Here is a 16,393-nt window from a genome sequence, read left to right as displayed (position 1 = left end):
AAAATATAACAATTAAAAGCCACAGATCTGTTTGTATGTTTTTGTGCGCTTAAAAAGACAAAAGGTATTTAAGATGTTTCGTCAACTAACAATTGCGGCCACAGTAAGCGCATTACTGAACCCGATCACTTTTGCACATGCACAAGAAACCAACACCGACATCAACATTGAACGAGTAGAAGTAACAGGATCTCGCTTAAAAGGCGTTGATCTTGAAGGAACTATCCCATTAACCGTACTAGACCAAGATGCAATCAAACGCTCTGGCGCTAATACCATTCATGAATTACTCAAAGATTTATCTGTTTTTAAGGGCGGAAGCGGCACATTTTCAACCTCTGAAAGTGGCGGTACGTCTACCTCAACACCAGCGGGTCAATCAGCTGCGAGCTTAAGAGGCATGGGGCCATCAGCAACGCTGACATTAATAAATGGCCGCCGAGTTGCGCCTAGTTCATTTGCTGCAGGTACTGAAAACTTTGTAGATGTAAACTCTATTCCACTCGCTGCCATTGAGCGCATTGATATTTTAGCCACAGGCGCATCAGCCGTTTATGGTGCCGATGCTGTAGCAGGTGTTATTAACTATATTTTAAAAGATGATTTTGAAGGCGCTGAAATTAATACTTCGTTTGCCGATAGCTTTGATCAGCATGACGAAAGTAAAAAACAATTAAACTTAGTTTATGGTACAAAAATAGGCGAAAGTAATTTAACGGTATTTGCTGATATATATGACCGTAACGCTTTTAAAGCGACCGATCGTAATTACACGGCCTCTCCCTCTTTAGTGAATGGTTACTCCTATTTACCTAAGCTGGAGAACTCACCTAATATTTATTATTTCAGCAGCCGAGATGGTAACGAACTTCCATCACCAAACTGCAAAACCGAATTAGTTACTACTGAACTTGATGAACAAATTTGTGCTTACTACCCTAATCAAGATGATTACCTAGAAACGCCATTTGAAAGCATTTCAACCGGCTTTATGTTTAATAGTGAGCTTGGTGGTATGCAATGGCATACTGACTTTTTTTACAGTCAAACCAAAGCAAAAGCGTATTCATCGCCCTCACCTATTAACCAAATTAATGACGACGACGGCCCGTATGTTTTAGAAGACGCCTTATTTATTTACGATAATGCCGATGGTAGTAATGATTTATTAGATCAACTCTACATTGACCCATTTGATACCCAAAGTGGTCGAGAAGTGTATGGTTTTGCATTTGATGCGCGCTTTAATGCCCCAAGAACGGTGGAAGTAGAAACGAAAAACTTTCGCTTGGTAAGCAGTCTAAGTGGTGAAATTGGTGACTGGGCTTGGGAATCTGGGGTAACCTTTTCTCGCTCACGTTCAGAGCAGGAGGCGATTGCAGGGGTTTATAATCGTTACCAGTTCCATGGCGCGATCACCGGCGAGCTATGTTCAGACGGTACGCTGGCAAGTTTTGACGGTTCTGACTTAAACTGTGCATCGGGAGAACTGCTGCCTTTTTACAACCCTTTCCTTCAAGGCGACGCCGCTAATGATGCCGTTTTAGCAACAGCGCAAGCTCGCCCAACACGCAGCGGAGAAAGTACAGTTTACGGCTGGGATGCTAATTTTAATGGTGAGCTATTTACCTTTAATGACCTACCTGCCTATGCCTCATTTGGGGTAGAAGCACGCCGTGAAGAGCTAAGCGACATTCCTTCGCTTGATTCACAAGCTCAAGCAGATAAAGACTACCTTGTTGATGTATTTGGCTTTGGCTCTAGTTTATCAGAAGCCGATCGCACTCAATATGCAGCGTTTGCTGAATTAAGTATTTCACTCACAGAGCAAATAGAGCTGCAAGCAGCAGGTCGATACGATCATTACGATGATTTTGGTGGCACCTTTAATCCTAAAATAGGTTTGAGCTATCGCCCAACTGATTCGTTAGTTGTTCGTGGTTCATGGTCAACCTCGTTTAGAGCACCATCATTAACACAGGCTGGCGTTAAATTAAGAACCACACAATCTACTTTTGACTGTGGTGCAAACCAAGCTGTAGCCGATTTATACTGTATGGGTGATGGCACCCAAGTGAGTGTTAATTCGTTAGAGTTAGGTAACCCAAACCTAAATGCAGAAGAATCTGAGGCTATTAGTGTTGGTTTTGCATGGAGTCCCTCGGCTAATACTAATTTAACCATTGATTATTGGCAGTTTGATCATGAAGAAGTAATCGATACCAACATGACCGCTGTGTTAGATCGCGCCATAACCGATGCATCACTTCGTCACTGTGGCATTGTACCACCGGGCGAGCAAGGCATATCGTACGATGAAGCATTATGTGATGTCACCGACAACAGTGGTTTAAACATAGAGCAAGACGGCGCTAATTTAACTGAGATTTTAAGCAGTTATATAGATGAATTTAACCCACGTGATGACGAGCTATTTTTACCGTTGTTTCGCGATCATGCAATCCCACTTGAAAACACTGGTACACAAACATTAGCTGGCATAGACTTTAAGTTTGACCATAGGTTTGTATTACCAAGCGGCGATTTGACCTTTGCCTTTGACGGCACTCATTACCTTGAGTTTGAACGTAATAAACCGGGGTCTGACTCGTTAGAGAAGCTGGTGGGAACTTATCGCTACCCTGAAAATATTGCGCGTATGTCAATAGATTGGGAAGCGCAAAGTTACTACCTTAACTTAGGTGCAAACTACACCAGCAGCTACGAAGATGATATAGAAGGCCTGCGTAGCCGTGAAATTGATGAGCTAGATTCACTTGGCGTATTAGACTCAAAAGGTGAGCATCAGGTTGATGACTGGCTCGTTTGGGATTTATCAGCGGGTTACTATGTTAATAAATCGCTGACTTTGCGCGCGCGCATCAATAATATTTTTGATAAAGAGCCACCCACACTTTATGGTTCAAGCCGTGGCTTTGATTCAATCAACCATAATGCCCTAGGTGCTAATTACAAATTAAGTATTAGCTACCGTTTTTAACCGCTTAGCCGCAAAGCAAACGCTTTGCGGCATTCCTTTTATTACAGGTCATGGCTACAGTGACACTGCCTATTAAGTGCTAAAGTACGTTTAAGCGTTTATTTACGCATCAACACAATGACCTTTTATTAAAGTGAAATTATGAAACAAAAACAATTTTCTATGCCCGATGCAAGCATCATTTTGCTTTGCGTGGCAGTGATTGCCTATATGGCCACGGTATTTATTACCCCTGGGGTATTTAATGCAGAGCCTGACAGCCATACTGTGCAGCTTTCACAATATCAAGCCGTTAACGACCAACAATCACCACCTGTTTTTGCACAAGGTGGCGAGATTGGTTTAGCTAATGTATTGTTTGAAGGCCTCGTGTCGGGTGATAAATATGGTGCAGCGATTGGCGTAATGGCGTTTATTTTAATCACTGGCGGTGCCTTTGGCATTATTATGAAAACCGGTGCGATTAATAACGGTATTATGGCACTTATTAATAAGACCCAGCGGGTTGAATGGCTGTTTATTCCCTTACTGTTTTTACTATTTTCGTTAGGCGGCGCGGTATTTGGTATGGGCGAAGAGGCTATTGCCTTTTGTATTGTGCTGCTCCCTATTATGCAACAACTTGGCTACGACGCTAAAGTCACTGTACTTACAACTTATGTGGCCACGCAAATAGGCTTTGCCACCTCATGGATGAACCCTTTTAGCATTGCTATAGCGCAATCGATAGCTGAAATCCCAGTGTTTTCAGGTGCGGGCTTTCGTATGTTAGCATGGGCTTGTTTTACCCTTGTAGGCCTTGTGTTTACTATACGCTATGCAAAACGGATAAAAACACAACCCCAAAAAACGGGTGATCAGCCAACGATTAAACTTAGCCTAGCCGATGCACTCACATTATTAGTGTTTGTATTGGGCATAGCTTGGGTTGTATGGGGGGTGATGGCGCGCCAATATTATATTCCTGAGCTTGCTGCACAGTTTTTTTGCATTGGCCTTATCAGTGCAATAATTGCCATCGTGTTTAAAAAGCTAACCGCGAATGAGTGCGCGGATGCGTTTAAACACGGTGCACAAGAATTATTGCCAGCGGCGTTATTGGTCGCATTGGCTAAAGGCATTGTATTACTATTAGGGGGTAGTGATTTAACCACTCCCTCAACCCTCAACATCCTGCTTTATTACTGTGCAAGCAGCATAGCCAGTGTGCCAGATTACATTGCAGCTTGGGGAATGCTGGTGTTTCAAAGTGTATTTAACTTTTTTGTTTCATCGGGTTCAGGGCAAGCTGCCATCACTATGCCACTGATGTCTCCACTTGGCGATTTGCTCAATGTATCAAGGCAAATTGTGGTATTGGCCTTTCAATTAGGCGATGGATTAACCAACATTTTAATTCCCACCTCAGCTAGTTTAATTGGTTGTTTAGGGGTAGTGAAATTAGATTGGGGAGAATGGGCTGCGTTTATTTGGCGCTTTGCCCTAGCACTTTTTGTATTAGCAAGCGGCTTTATATTTCTTGCTTACTTTATTAATTATCAATAAAAAGAATTTGTTATGTTAACTTTAATTCAAGGTGCAACCGTTTATGCACCTACCTTCCTAGGCACACAAGATGTTTTAATTGGCGGTGGTAAAATCATTGCTATTGACGAAAATATAACCCTCGACAGCAGTGTACTCGTCAAACGGATTGCCGGTAAAAATAAGCTGGTTGCGCCGGGGTTTGTTGATTCTTTAGTGCATATTACCGGTGGCGGTGGCGAGGCTGGATTTGCCAGCCGCACCCCTGAAATGAACCTAACCGATGCAACCTTATCGGGCACCACCACGGTGGTGGCCGCACTGGGTACCGATTCAAGCTCACGTACACTGACCAACTTGGTTGCCAAAGCAAAAGGCCTAAAAGAGCAAGGGCTGAATGTATTTTGCCATACCGGTTCGTATCATTTACCCGCGAAAACACTCACCCACTCAATTACTGACGACATCATGTATATAGAGGAGTTTATAGGTGTTGGCGAAGTGGCGATTTCTGATCATCGTAGTAGCCAACCTACGGTACAGCAATTAGCAGAATTGGCAGCAGAGGCCAAAGTAGCCGGTATGCTCAGTGGTAAAAAAGGCACTGTGAGTATTCATGTTGGCCCTGTTGATAGCCATTTAACTATTTTACATCAGGTGGCTGAGCAAAGTGATATTAAGCTTAAACAGTTTTATCCTACGCATATGAACCGCAATAAAGCACTTCTTGATGCCGGTATTCACTTTTGTGATCAGGGCGGTACTATCGACTTTACCACCAGCACAACCGACTATGATTTAGCCCATGGTGAATATGCAGCAGCCCATGCCCTTGCCTACTGCTTAGAACAAGGCGTAGCACCAAATCAACTCACTATGAGCTCAGATGGCCATGCCAGTTTACCTATTTTTGATAAAGACTTTAATTTATTAGGGCTTGAGGTGGGCAAAGAGGCATCTTTATTAACCTCGTTTCAGCAAGCAGTCAAAGAATATAACGTCCCTATTGAGCACGCTTTAATGAGCATAACCAGTAATCCTGCCGATATTTTAGGAGTTGATAAAGGCCGTCTTAAAGCAGCGAGCGACGCGGATGTTGTCCTTCTCGATAAAGAGACCCTAACCCCTGAGTATGTATGGGCTAACGGCACATTAATGGTGCAAAACACCCATGCAGTTATAAAAGGAGTGTTTGAATAAGCTAGTACAGCTAAAATGCTGCTGAGATATTTCAGCAGCATTTAACACCAAAGAGTTTTTTACCCTAGTTTAAACAAATATCAATCCAACAAGGTCACTAGAACCTAGTTGTTAAATTCAGCTACTTTTCGCCGTAGCTAAGTTTTTTGTCGTAAAAAGCAGACCATTTTGATTTATATATTCAGCATAAACCTGAGCACTCATAGGTTTAGAAAAGTAATAGCCTTGAAACTCTTTACATCCCATTTCGGACATTATTAGGACCTGTTCTTCGGTTTCTACTCCCTCGGCTACACACTTAATATTAAGTTCATCACACATCACATGCACGGCTTTAACTAAGCTTTTTTGGCGTGTAGAGCTTGTAACCTTACTTATTAAAGAGCGATCCAATTTAAGTTTATCAATGGGATAATCAGCAAGTCGTGCAATATTCGAGTATCCAACACCAAAATCATCCACTGTAATAGTGAACCCCCAATCTTGCAGAGTTTGCATAAGTTTTAGAGAGTGAACTTGGTTAGCCTCAAGTGACGTTTCAGTAAGCTCTAATTCTATTTGATTCGGTTTTACATTAAAATCCGCCAAATATTTTACCAACTTTGACATAAAATCAGCTTGGCTAAAATCGAGTAAAGATATGTTTATTGCTACGGGTAAAAGTGGCAAACCAACTTTACTCCATTGGGCAATTTGAGCGCAGACTTTTTGAATAATTAAGTCCGTTAATCGGCTAATCATTCTATACTCTTCTGCAATAGGAATAAATACAGCGGGCGATACACTGCCAAGTACAGAGCTATGCCAACGAGCTAATGCTTCAAGCCCTATACATTCACCTTTTGCATTCACTTTAGGTTGATAATGTACTGACAGATCATTTTGTTGCAAAGCTTCATCAAGTAACATGGAAATTTCATACTTTTCCATAAAGGCCTGTGATTGTTTTTGATTGTAACCATTAAATGGCGAGTTATAGTCTGCGAGTTTGAGCGCCTCACACGCATTACTAAGAACAATCGCACTATTTTCACCATGCTCAGGACACTTAGCAAAACCAAATAAAAATGATTGTTGGTAATTAGTACCAAACACATCATAAGCTTGATCTAAGGTGCTTTTAATTTGTATTAATAACTTGTTTTGCTGTTCACTTGAGCTTGAACCAATAATAAAGCCAAGTTTGCCACCTTCTATAGACGCACAAAGCAAAGGCCCCTCTGACATTGCTTTTAAGCGCTTATAAGCAGTAATTAGCAATGATTGCGAGTCAGCTTTGTTAAGTTTTAAATTTAAATATTCACTATTTGCGCTTTGTGTAACGACAATATAAAACCCTTTTTGGTATTTAGACGTTAACCTATCGCATTGCATTTCAAACCACTCTCGATTAGGCAATTTCGTTTGCGAGTCTCTAAACCTTAGACGTTTGTTCTCTTGCTCCATCATAGACAAGTTTTGTTTAATTAACTGCTCTTGCGTGCAATCATAAAAGTCATACACTCGATAATTTGTACTCATTGCTATTTGCTGATAATTACTCTTATAGTAGCGACTCTTATATTCTATGATTTGATTTTTTATATTTAACTCTTTGCTATTAAGTGCAGGGAATAACCCATCAATTCTGACAGCCTTTTCTTTCAAGCTGTTTTTTAATCCAAACATTTCAATAGCATGTTGATTTAAATCTGTAATTACTAAATTTTCGTCGACAATAATTTTAGCTTTATTAGATTCAGTAAATAAGGTGCGATAAAGCTCGTTTTTATCTTTAAGGAAGCTATTAGCATTTAACATGGTTTTGTTTAAACGTTTGGCAGCAACAATTGTTCGCGCAGTGGCAAGTGGGATACAAATATTAAAAAATAAAAATATTAGGCCTGTAATATATAAGTCAGCTTCTGGTAATTGGCTTGCTATTCCTGAATAGCCGGATAAATCAACATTATTAATAATCATGTAAAAAGGTATGATGTTTAAAATACCGTAGGCCAAAGCCGTTCTGTAACCGAGTAGCATAAGAGCAATGATGGGACATGAATACATAAACATAGAACCCACCTTGGCAAGCTCTAAGTCAGTTAAAAATAAATTCATTGATAAACTACCGGCAACGATAGTTAATAGAAGTGCATTTGCACTAAATGTGTAAAATCGCTTACTTGCTAATAAAAGACTAAAAGCAATAGTGAAAAAACTAATAGTAATAACTGCAATATAAATTAGGTTAAATTCAATTGCGCGGGTGTATGTATAACAAACGACCAAAAAACAGAGCAAAGTAACGAGCGTTAAAATTATCCGTAGTGCACTCACCCGCCAGTGTGCGACTTCATCATGGGCAGTATGATGATCGTTAAGTAAGAAGTACTTATTGAGAAAGTGCATAATAAAAATCAGTTAAGACATATCGCCTCATTAAACATTGATAAGTTGTTAAGATCAATTAAATAAGCTCAAATATCAATCCAATTGAAGTAGCTTATAAAATAAACCTAATACAAAAAGCTAAACAATATGCCCGCTTTCAACTATAGGCGTAACCCAATATTTTAACGGCGTGTACTTACAAACAGGGCTTAACGCCGTTTTTACTATGGCAAGTTCAGGTAATAATATATGCACCTCAAACTGATAAAAGCTGCGATGCCCTTCTACTTGCTCGGCAATGTCAAATTCACTGTGCTCTTTACTGTAGCCTTCAATGTTTTTTAAGTTAAAGCCGGTAATGCAGTCTATGCCAATTAATATATCAACCACGTCATCTTTTATGTTTGTGGGTACATTTAGGGTAAAAAGTAACTGTTCAGCCATGTTTTTTCTCCAACCAACCATAAAAGATAGGTAATAAATAAAGTGTTGTAATTGTTGAGGTAATTAACCCGCCAATAACCACAATCGCCAATGGCTTTTGAATCTCAGCGCCAGGGCCGGTGGCAAATACCAGTGGCAGTAAACCAAACATGGCGGTTGTGGCTGTCATTAACACTGGGCGAAGGCGTCTGCTTGCGCCATCTAAAATGCGCTGCGTTACATTGGCAGAAAACATTTTCATTTGCTCAAAGTAGCTGATCATCACAATACCATTGAGTACCGCTACGCCAAGTAAAGCAACAAAACCAACCGATGCAGGCACCGAGAGGTATTCATTACTAATAAATAGGGCAATCACTCCCCCCATTAATGCAAACGGAATATTAGCAATTATCAGCGTTGATTTAGATAAGGATTTAAACGTGGTAAATAAAATAATGAAAATCAGTATTAATGCCACAGGAATAAGCACCAGCAAGTTTTGTGTTGCACGTTGCTGGCTTTCAAATTCGCCACCAAACGACAAGGTAAAACCACTGGGTAACTTTATGCTGCTATTAATTTTAGCTTCCAGTTCATTTACATAACTAACCACATCGCGGTTATCCACATTAACGCTTACAGAAGCAAAGCGCTTTGCTTTTTCTCGCTCTATTAACAATGGCCCCGTTTTAAAGCTAATATTAGCCACCTCTTCAAGTGGTAGTAGGCTGTTGTCGGGCATTAAAATTAGCTTTTGCTTTAATGCGCTCATTGACGACAACTCAAAGTGTGCTGCGCTTTCGCCTTTTTGTGCATTAAACACAATTGGGATCACGCGGTTTCCTTCTTGCAGTGCCGATACCTGTAAGCCTTCTAATTGCGACTTTAAATAATCGCTTAATCCTTCGGTGGTTAAACCAAACTGACTAGCAACCTCAGGAATAAGTTTAATATTTACGTATTTCCCCCCTTCGATAAGCGCCATTTGCACATCACTTGCACCGTCAATATTAGTGGCAAGTGCCGTGATTTTTTCAGCTAATGAGGAAAGTGTCGCAATGTCATTACCGAATACTTTAATCGAAATATCACCGGTGCCACCGGTGAGCATTTCTGATACCCGCATTTGTATTGGTTGAGTAAAGCCAATATTTACCCCTGGAAATTGCGTAAGTGTTTGTCGAATATCCTCGATTAGCCGCGCTTTGGAGTCAAAACGCCACGTATCTTTTGGCGCTAATTCCATAAACACATCGGTTTCGTTTAACCCCATAGGATCAAGCCCGAGTTCATCGGAGCCGGTACGGGCAACAATTTGTACGATTTCTGGGGTGTTTTTTAACAGTGTATCTTCAATTTGTTTATCGATATCCAACGAGGCTTGCAAGGAAATACTCGGCGATTTTTCCAGTTGCACAATAATGTCGCCTTCATCTAAAACGGGCATAAAGCTTTTACCAAGCCCCTGAAATAACACCCCACTGAGCACTAAAACAGCGACCGATATAACACTAATAGCCACCGGCTTTTTAATTGCTTGGGCAAGTGTTTTAGTATAAAAACCTTGTAATAATGTGACCATTTTAGGCTGGGTTACGGGTTCATTTTTTAATAACAATGAGGCTAAAATTGGAATAACCGTTAACGACAACAACAGCGCACTTAGCATGGCAAACACGATAGTGAGCGCCACTGGGGTAAATAGCTTGCCTTCTAACCCTGTTAACATTAATAGCGGTGAAAACACGATAATTATAATAATTGTGCCTGAGAACACTGGCGCCGCGACTTCTTTACAGGCGCGATAAATAACATGCAGCCGAGGGAGGTGCTGATTGTTAGCCAACCGATTCACTATATTTTCAACAATAACTACCGATGAGTCCACCAGCATACCAATGGCAATCACTAAGCCGCCTAAACTCATTAAATTAGCCGATAAATCAAACTGCTTCATCATTATAAATGTCAGCAATGCCGACATAGGTAAAGACAAAGACACCACCAATGAAGAGCGAATATCACCTAAAAACAAGGCAAGTAGCACTATCACTAAAATAATCGCTTGGCCTAATGCGCTGGTAATGGTGCTAATTGCGGTATTTATTAAGTTAGAACGGTCGTAAAACACATTAATTTTTGTGCCTTGCGGTAATGACGCTTCAATAGTGCGAAGTTTATCTTTTACATCTGCAACAACTTGCGCTGTATTACTATTTTTAAGCGCAATTATAAGCCCTTGTACCGCCTCTTCACTGTTTTTAGTGACTGCGCCATAACGGGTTAAACTGCCAACATGTACTGTGGCAATATCACTTAACCGAATAACCTTATTTTGAGTGGACTTAATCACGGTATTTTCAATGGCGGTTATATCGGTGTATTTGCCCTCAGTGCGCAGAATTAAGGTGTCGTTGCCTTTTTCTAAGCGCCCTATGCCACCGTTTTGATTCGTTTGCGTGATTGCCAACTTCATTTCATCAAAGCTGACTTGATGCTGTTGCATCAATAAAGTATTGGGAAGTATTTCATAGGTTTTTGAAAAGCCGCCAAGGCTATTTACATCTGCAACGCCGGTTACAGTGCGCAGTAATGGACGAATTTGCCAATCTAAAAGCTCTCTTTTTTCAATCAACGATAAGTGAGTACTTTCTATAGTAAACATGAACACCTCGCTCAAAGGCGTGCTCATTGGCGCCATGCCGCCACTAATATTACTGGGCAAGGTGGGCAAAATATTTAATAAACGCTCATTAACTTGCTGACGGGCCCAATAAATGTCGGTGCCCTCTTCAAAGTCAATGGTAATATCGGTAATAGAATACTTAGTGGTAGAGCGCAGCATTTGCTGTGACGGAATACCCAGTAATTCGGTTTCAATCACCCGTGTTACTTGCGATTCTATTTCAAGGGCGTTCATGCCGGGTAATTTGTAAACTATTTTAACTTGGGTGGGTGATATTTCTGGAAAAGCATCCACCGGAATACTTAACCAAGATTTAGCACCAATGGCCATAGCAACAATAACAAAAATACTAACAAACAAACGCTGAGTAAGTGAAAACTTAATAAGCTGGTTTAACATTTACTCTCTCCCTAAGTGAAGCAACATACCCTGTAGCGCACTTACCGAGCTTATTAGTACCTGCTGATCATCTAGGTTTTTGTTAGCAGTAAATACATAGTCTTTGCCTTGTGTACCCTTGAGCTCAATCGGCAGTAACTCAAGGTTATCGCCAGACTTTAAAGCAATGTAATTAACATCTTCAAATTCAAACACCGCTGACTTTGCTATTTTAAAGCCCGTTAATTTATTTACCGGTGTGACTTTGATAGTTTGCCCCAGTGTCAGCTGGCACTCATTTGAGCTTGGCGACGCCCACACTATTTGATGGTATTTATCTGCAATACTGTCATAGCTCTCAATATTTAAGCTGCAACTTTGTGACAGCTTGAAATGCGCTAACGTGTTGGTAAAACTAAGAGGAACTTTAATCTTAACGCGAATACTACTTGCATCGATAATATCAAACGCGGTGTCACCCATCACACGGTTTCCCGACTCATTAGTGAGTTTTAAAATGCCCGTTTTTGGACTCACTAAGGTCACGTTTTCATTATCATCAATGTTTAAAAATGCCATTTGATGTTGCATATGTTCAAAATTTAGCTTGGCTTCAAAATAGCTTTTTGTGATTTCAACCCATTCAGAACTTCTTATTATTTTGTTTTTTAAGTGTTGTTGGTTTATGTCGTAATGGCTTTTAGCAATAGCGAGCATGTCTTTTGCTGATTGATAGGCATCTAAAAAATGGTGTACATCACTGCCCTCAACGCTTGCAATAGTGGCGCCCTTTTCAACCATGCTGCCGTTAGGGTATAAGTAACGAACCTGCTGTACATCAAACGCAAACAGCACCGTATAATTGACCCCAGGTTTGAAATTAACTTCACCAATTAAACTTTGCCCGTTAATAAACTCTGTTTTTTGAATCGGCGCAAATTCAACATCAAAACCACTGAGTGAAGAAAGCCCTACAGGTGCTAAATTTTGCGAAGCAAACACAGGATTAAATGTTAATAAAGTCACCGTAAAGAAGAAAAATAACGTATATTGAATACGCAAAAAATGACGCATTTTTTTTGTAAAATTTAACAGCATTTCGTTTGTTCACATTTGATTAATTTTATAGAATCAACCATGACTTTTTTAGACGGTTAAATCATCAGGCAAACGCCTTAACGTACCCAAAAATAGCGAAAATTACGCTATGGTACATTTGTCCATTGTATTTATAAAGCATTGATAATAGAGGTTTTAATGAGAGACAAGTTAATAGCAGCCACCTTGTTAATAATAATGGTGCTAAACTTTTTTGATGTACTAACGGATATACATTTAGGCGTGCCGCAGTGGCATATTTTTTCTGAGGGCTTAATCGTTGTCATTTCTGCAGCCTGTGCTATTTACTTAATTAGCGATATTCGTGCGCGTACTGCCAATATTAATGCGCTGAAACAAGAATTAGTGCATTCAAAAAAAGAACTTAAAAACATATCACAGGCAATGATGGATGCGCGTCATGAATACAGTGGTGTTATTCAAACCCAATTTTCACAGTGGACATTGACCCGCAGTGAGCAAGAAGTCGCGATGTTGTTACTTAAAGGCTTAAGCTTTAAAGAAATAAGCGCACTAAGAAACACAAAAGAAAAAACCGTTCGTCAACAAGCGTCCGATATTTACAGTAAAGCCGATGTAGAAGGCCGACATGAATTTGCTGCATGGTTTTTAGAAGACTTTATGCAACAAAGGCACTATCCGCATTCAAGCTCAGCCATTAACTAATGCAGTGACTATCGCATATACTTGCGCGCTATTTTAGTCAGCGTTAAGCTAACGCTTTATTTTCGTCATTATGGTCTATGTGCTCTATAGCCCGCAGAGATAATTCAACGTAAAGGTTTAATATGAATAACAGTACCTACCCTATTGGCAACCCTGGTGAAAAGTGGAATAACAATCATAAACTCCAATGGCTTGAAGCCCAGAAAATTAAACGTAGTTATAACGATGAAGTATTAACGCTAATTAATGAGCTAAAAGATACGCTTGTTGTAGATCAATATGGTGAACTTAATTATGCTCAAAACAGTTACCCTTTGTTTGCATTAAAAACCCAACACTTTGATAAAAATAAACACACAGTGCTAATTACTGGCGGCGTACATGGCTACGAAACCAGCGGAGTACACGGTGCGTTAAGGTTTGCAAAAACATTGGCAACTCAATACGCAGAGAAATTTAATCTAGTGATTACTCCCTGCATTAGCCCATGGGGTTATGAAACAATAAACCGCTGGAACCCAGAGGCAATTGATCCAAACCGTTCTTTTTATGAAGGCAGCCCAGCGCAAGAATCTGCATTGGTAATGAATTATGTGCAATCTTTAAATACTGATTTAATCGCGCATATCGATTTGCATGAAACCACTGATTCAGATAACAGTGAATTTCGCCCTGCACTTGCAGCGCGCGAAGGTAAAATAAATACTAATTGGAATATACCAGACGGTTTTTATTTAGTCGCTGACAGCAACAAACCAGAGCCTGCTTTTCAAAAAGCTATTATTGAATGTGTTGAAAAGGTCACACACATCGCTCCAAGCGATGAAAATAAACAATTAATTGGTGTACCTCAAGAACAATTTGGGGTAATAAACTATGCAGCAAAAGAGTTAGGTTTATGCATGGGGTTATCTGATGCAACCTACGTTACAACCACGGAAGTTTACCCAGATAGTGCAACGGCCAACCCTGAAGAGTGCATATTAGCGCAAGTTGCGGCAATTTCGGGTGCGTTGGACTACATTATTAATAAGTAATAGTTATGGTATTCATCAGCACATAGTAAGGTGCAGACAAAGGAGCGGTTATTGGAATTTAAAAATAATTACGGCAGTTACAGTTTTTATGTTGAGGGTAATATTGTTATTGCGCAATTTAAAGGCAACTTAAACCCTGAGTTATTAAATCACTTTAAAGCCGCTCTGTTAGACACCATTGCAACGTTTAAACATCAACCTTGGGGCTATATTAGCCACTCGCCCGACGTTGTGGCCGCCACCCCTGACGCTGAAAAAAATATGATCGATGTTAGCCAAACAATGGGGATAAATAATTGCATAATGAGTGCCTTTATACTCACCTCTCCCATAGCCATAAGGCAACTACAACGTATTATGCACAGCTCAGGACGTGACGCTCATTTACAAGATTGCTTATTTGATGACTTGCCAAGCGCTAAGGCATTTATAAAAAGTCAGCTTACCTCAGCCGAGTAAATTAATTACACGACCGAGGTATAGTCAACGAAAAACCGAATGGGCTAGTTTTTATAAAACTGACTCTCTTTAGTAATTGAAATGCTATTGTCCTCTTGTGCGGTAATTTTAAACTGCAGCTTACTCACCTTCGTGGGTATATCATATCCATCGGCAGTAACCGTTACAGGAACACTTTTCATCAACCCTGGCTCTACCAACACAGCGTTAGGACTTTGCAAGCTCGCACCTTCTAACCCACTAATTGAAATAGAATAATGCAGAGGTTGCTGCGTTTTGTTAATGATGGTGAGTGTATAAGGGTTTTCTACTAACCCTTCATAATTTACCCGATACAGTGCATTTCTGTCTCTAAGCACAGAGGCTTCGATAGGCGTACGTTGTAGCATCCAAGCAAACATAGAAATAATTAACAGCGTAGTTAAAGCGCCATAGCCCACTAACTTGAGCCTAAATGGATTAGTTTTTTGCCCCGCCATTTGCTTTTCACTGGCGTATTTAATTAAGCCTTTTCCGTAGCCAAACTTATCCATGGTATCGTCACAGGCATCAATACATAAGCCACAGTTAATACATTCATATTGCAGTCCATTGCGAATATCAATCCCAGCAGGACATACTTCAACACATAAGTTACAGTCTACACAGTCACCTAAATTAAGCGCTTTAGGATCGGCTTTGCGTTTACGTGGGCCGCGGTTTTCACCTCGTTCGCTATCGTAGGTTACCACCAGCGTGTCTTTATCAAACATTACCGATTGAAAGCGCGAATACGGACACGCCACTGTGCACATTTTTTCTCGTAAGAAACCTGCGTTGCCATAGGTACAAAACGCAAATAAAAACACCCAAAAACTGGTAATTCCAGACCATTCAAAATTAACCATTTCTAAGTATAAGGTTTTAGCTGGAATAAAATACGCTAAAAAAGAAGTGGCAGTTAAGAGTGAAATAACCAGCCATGCACTGTGCTTAGTGATTTTTTTACGCCACTTGGTAATATCCCATGGGCTTTTATCAAGCTTAATACGCTGGTTACGCGTTCCCTCAATACGTTGTTCCACCCAAGAGAACATCAACATCCAAATTGTTTGCGGGCAAGTATAGCCGCACCACACACGGCCAAGCCAATTGGTCACAAAAAATAAGGCAAACGCCCCCACCATAAATAGCATGGCGAGAATCATAAAGTCTTGAGGTAATAAGGTTAGGCCAAAAATAGTAAACTTTTGGGTGGCCACATCCAATAAAACCGCTTGCTGACCGTTATATTGAATCCAAGGAATGGCGATAAAGCTGAGCATTAGCAGCCAACCTAAATTACGGCGTATACGCTGAAAAAACCCTTTTTGCTCGCGTATATAAATCGGCCCTTCTTCTTTGTAGGGCTTAATGATCATGTCTTCTTCTTTAATATCAAACTTCATGTTACTTACTTAATAGTGACGGGTATTAAGTACGATTTTGCAACTTTCAGACCACAGTGAAAGTTAATTTAACTTATTGATATTAATTGATTTTACA

At 40.2% G+C, this 16,393-nt stretch carries 11 protein-coding genes; 6 read left to right on the top strand and 5 right to left on the bottom strand.

What is annotated here, in order from left to right:
* The first annotated feature begins 73 nt into the window (after positions 1 to 73).
* The 3 genes from AAGD16_RS05845 (at position 74) to iadA (ending at position 5,725) form a co-directional block, all read left to right on the top strand.
* Positions 74 to 3,001, top strand: coding sequence for a TonB-dependent receptor domain-containing protein (locus tag AAGD16_RS05845; RefSeq protein ID WP_377114220.1), 2,928 nt, complete (start codon positions 74 to 76; stop codon positions 2,999 to 3,001).
* A gap of 141 nt (positions 3,002 to 3,142) precedes the next feature.
* The gene (gene yfcC / locus AAGD16_RS05840) at positions 3,143 to 4,546 is read left to right on the top strand and encodes a putative basic amino acid antiporter YfcC (RefSeq protein WP_377114217.1); all 1,404 of its coding nucleotides are present in this window, start codon (positions 3,143 to 3,145) and stop codon (positions 4,544 to 4,546) included.
* A gap of 12 nt (positions 4,547 to 4,558) precedes the next feature.
* Entirely contained in the window at positions 4,559 to 5,725 is a 1,167-nt protein-coding gene (iadA, locus tag AAGD16_RS05835; protein ID WP_013464620.1) for a beta-aspartyl-peptidase, read from the top strand.
* A 117-nt stretch (positions 5,726 to 5,842) separates the two neighbouring features.
* On the opposite strand, the gene AAGD16_RS05830 is transcribed toward iadA, so the two are convergent.
* The 4 genes from AAGD16_RS05830 to AAGD16_RS05815 all read right to left on the bottom strand — a co-directional run bounded on the left by AAGD16_RS05830 (position 5,843) and on the right by AAGD16_RS05815 (position 12,662).
* A complete protein-coding gene (locus tag AAGD16_RS05830) occupies positions 5,843 to 8,116 on the bottom strand; it encodes an EAL domain-containing protein (protein WP_016899758.1) in 2,274 nt (757 codons plus the stop codon).
* A gap of 120 nt (positions 8,117 to 8,236) precedes the next feature.
* On the bottom strand, positions 8,237 to 8,542 hold the full coding sequence (locus AAGD16_RS05825) for a DUF3240 family protein (protein WP_013464618.1): 306 nt from the start codon (positions 8,540 to 8,542) through the stop codon (positions 8,237 to 8,239).
* Positions 8,535 to 11,609, bottom strand: coding sequence for an efflux RND transporter permease subunit (locus AAGD16_RS05820; protein ID WP_377114212.1), 3,075 nt, complete (start codon positions 11,607 to 11,609; stop codon positions 8,535 to 8,537). Before AAGD16_RS05820 ends, AAGD16_RS05825 begins: the two co-directional genes overlap by 8 nt.
* Complete coding sequence (locus AAGD16_RS05815; protein ID WP_290191718.1) at positions 11,610 to 12,662, bottom strand: hypothetical protein; 1,053 nt, start codon at positions 12,660 to 12,662, stop codon at positions 11,610 to 11,612.
* Positions 12,663 to 12,845: 183 nt separating this feature from the next.
* Here AAGD16_RS05815 and AAGD16_RS05810 point away from each other — a divergent pair, with 183 nt between their 5' ends.
* The 3 genes from AAGD16_RS05810 (at position 12,846) to AAGD16_RS05800 (ending at position 14,869) form a co-directional block, all read left to right on the top strand.
* Entirely contained in the window at positions 12,846 to 13,373 is a 528-nt protein-coding gene (locus AAGD16_RS05810; protein WP_024601172.1) for a helix-turn-helix transcriptional regulator, read from the top strand.
* A 122-nt stretch (positions 13,374 to 13,495) separates the two neighbouring features.
* Entirely contained in the window at positions 13,496 to 14,410 is a 915-nt protein-coding gene (locus AAGD16_RS05805) for a M14 family metallocarboxypeptidase (RefSeq protein ID WP_036956142.1), read from the top strand.
* A 51-nt stretch (positions 14,411 to 14,461) separates the two neighbouring features.
* Complete coding sequence (locus AAGD16_RS05800; RefSeq protein ID WP_024601174.1) at positions 14,462 to 14,869, top strand: hypothetical protein; 408 nt, start codon at positions 14,462 to 14,464, stop codon at positions 14,867 to 14,869.
* A 44-nt stretch (positions 14,870 to 14,913) separates the two neighbouring features.
* On the opposite strand, the gene ccoG is transcribed toward AAGD16_RS05800, so the two are convergent.
* Positions 14,914 to 16,296: a cytochrome c oxidase accessory protein CcoG gene (ccoG, locus tag AAGD16_RS05795; protein ID WP_377114207.1), complete on the bottom strand. Its 1,383-nt coding sequence runs from the start codon at positions 16,294 to 16,296 to the stop codon at positions 14,914 to 14,916.
* Between the last annotated feature and the right edge of the window lie 97 nt (positions 16,297 to 16,393).

The organism is Pseudoalteromonas sp. M58 (assembly GCF_042604605.1).
Taxonomy (GTDB): Bacteria; Pseudomonadota; Gammaproteobacteria; order Enterobacterales; family Alteromonadaceae; genus Pseudoalteromonas; species Pseudoalteromonas tetraodonis.
This window is presented reverse-complemented; position numbering and strand designations above follow the sequence as displayed.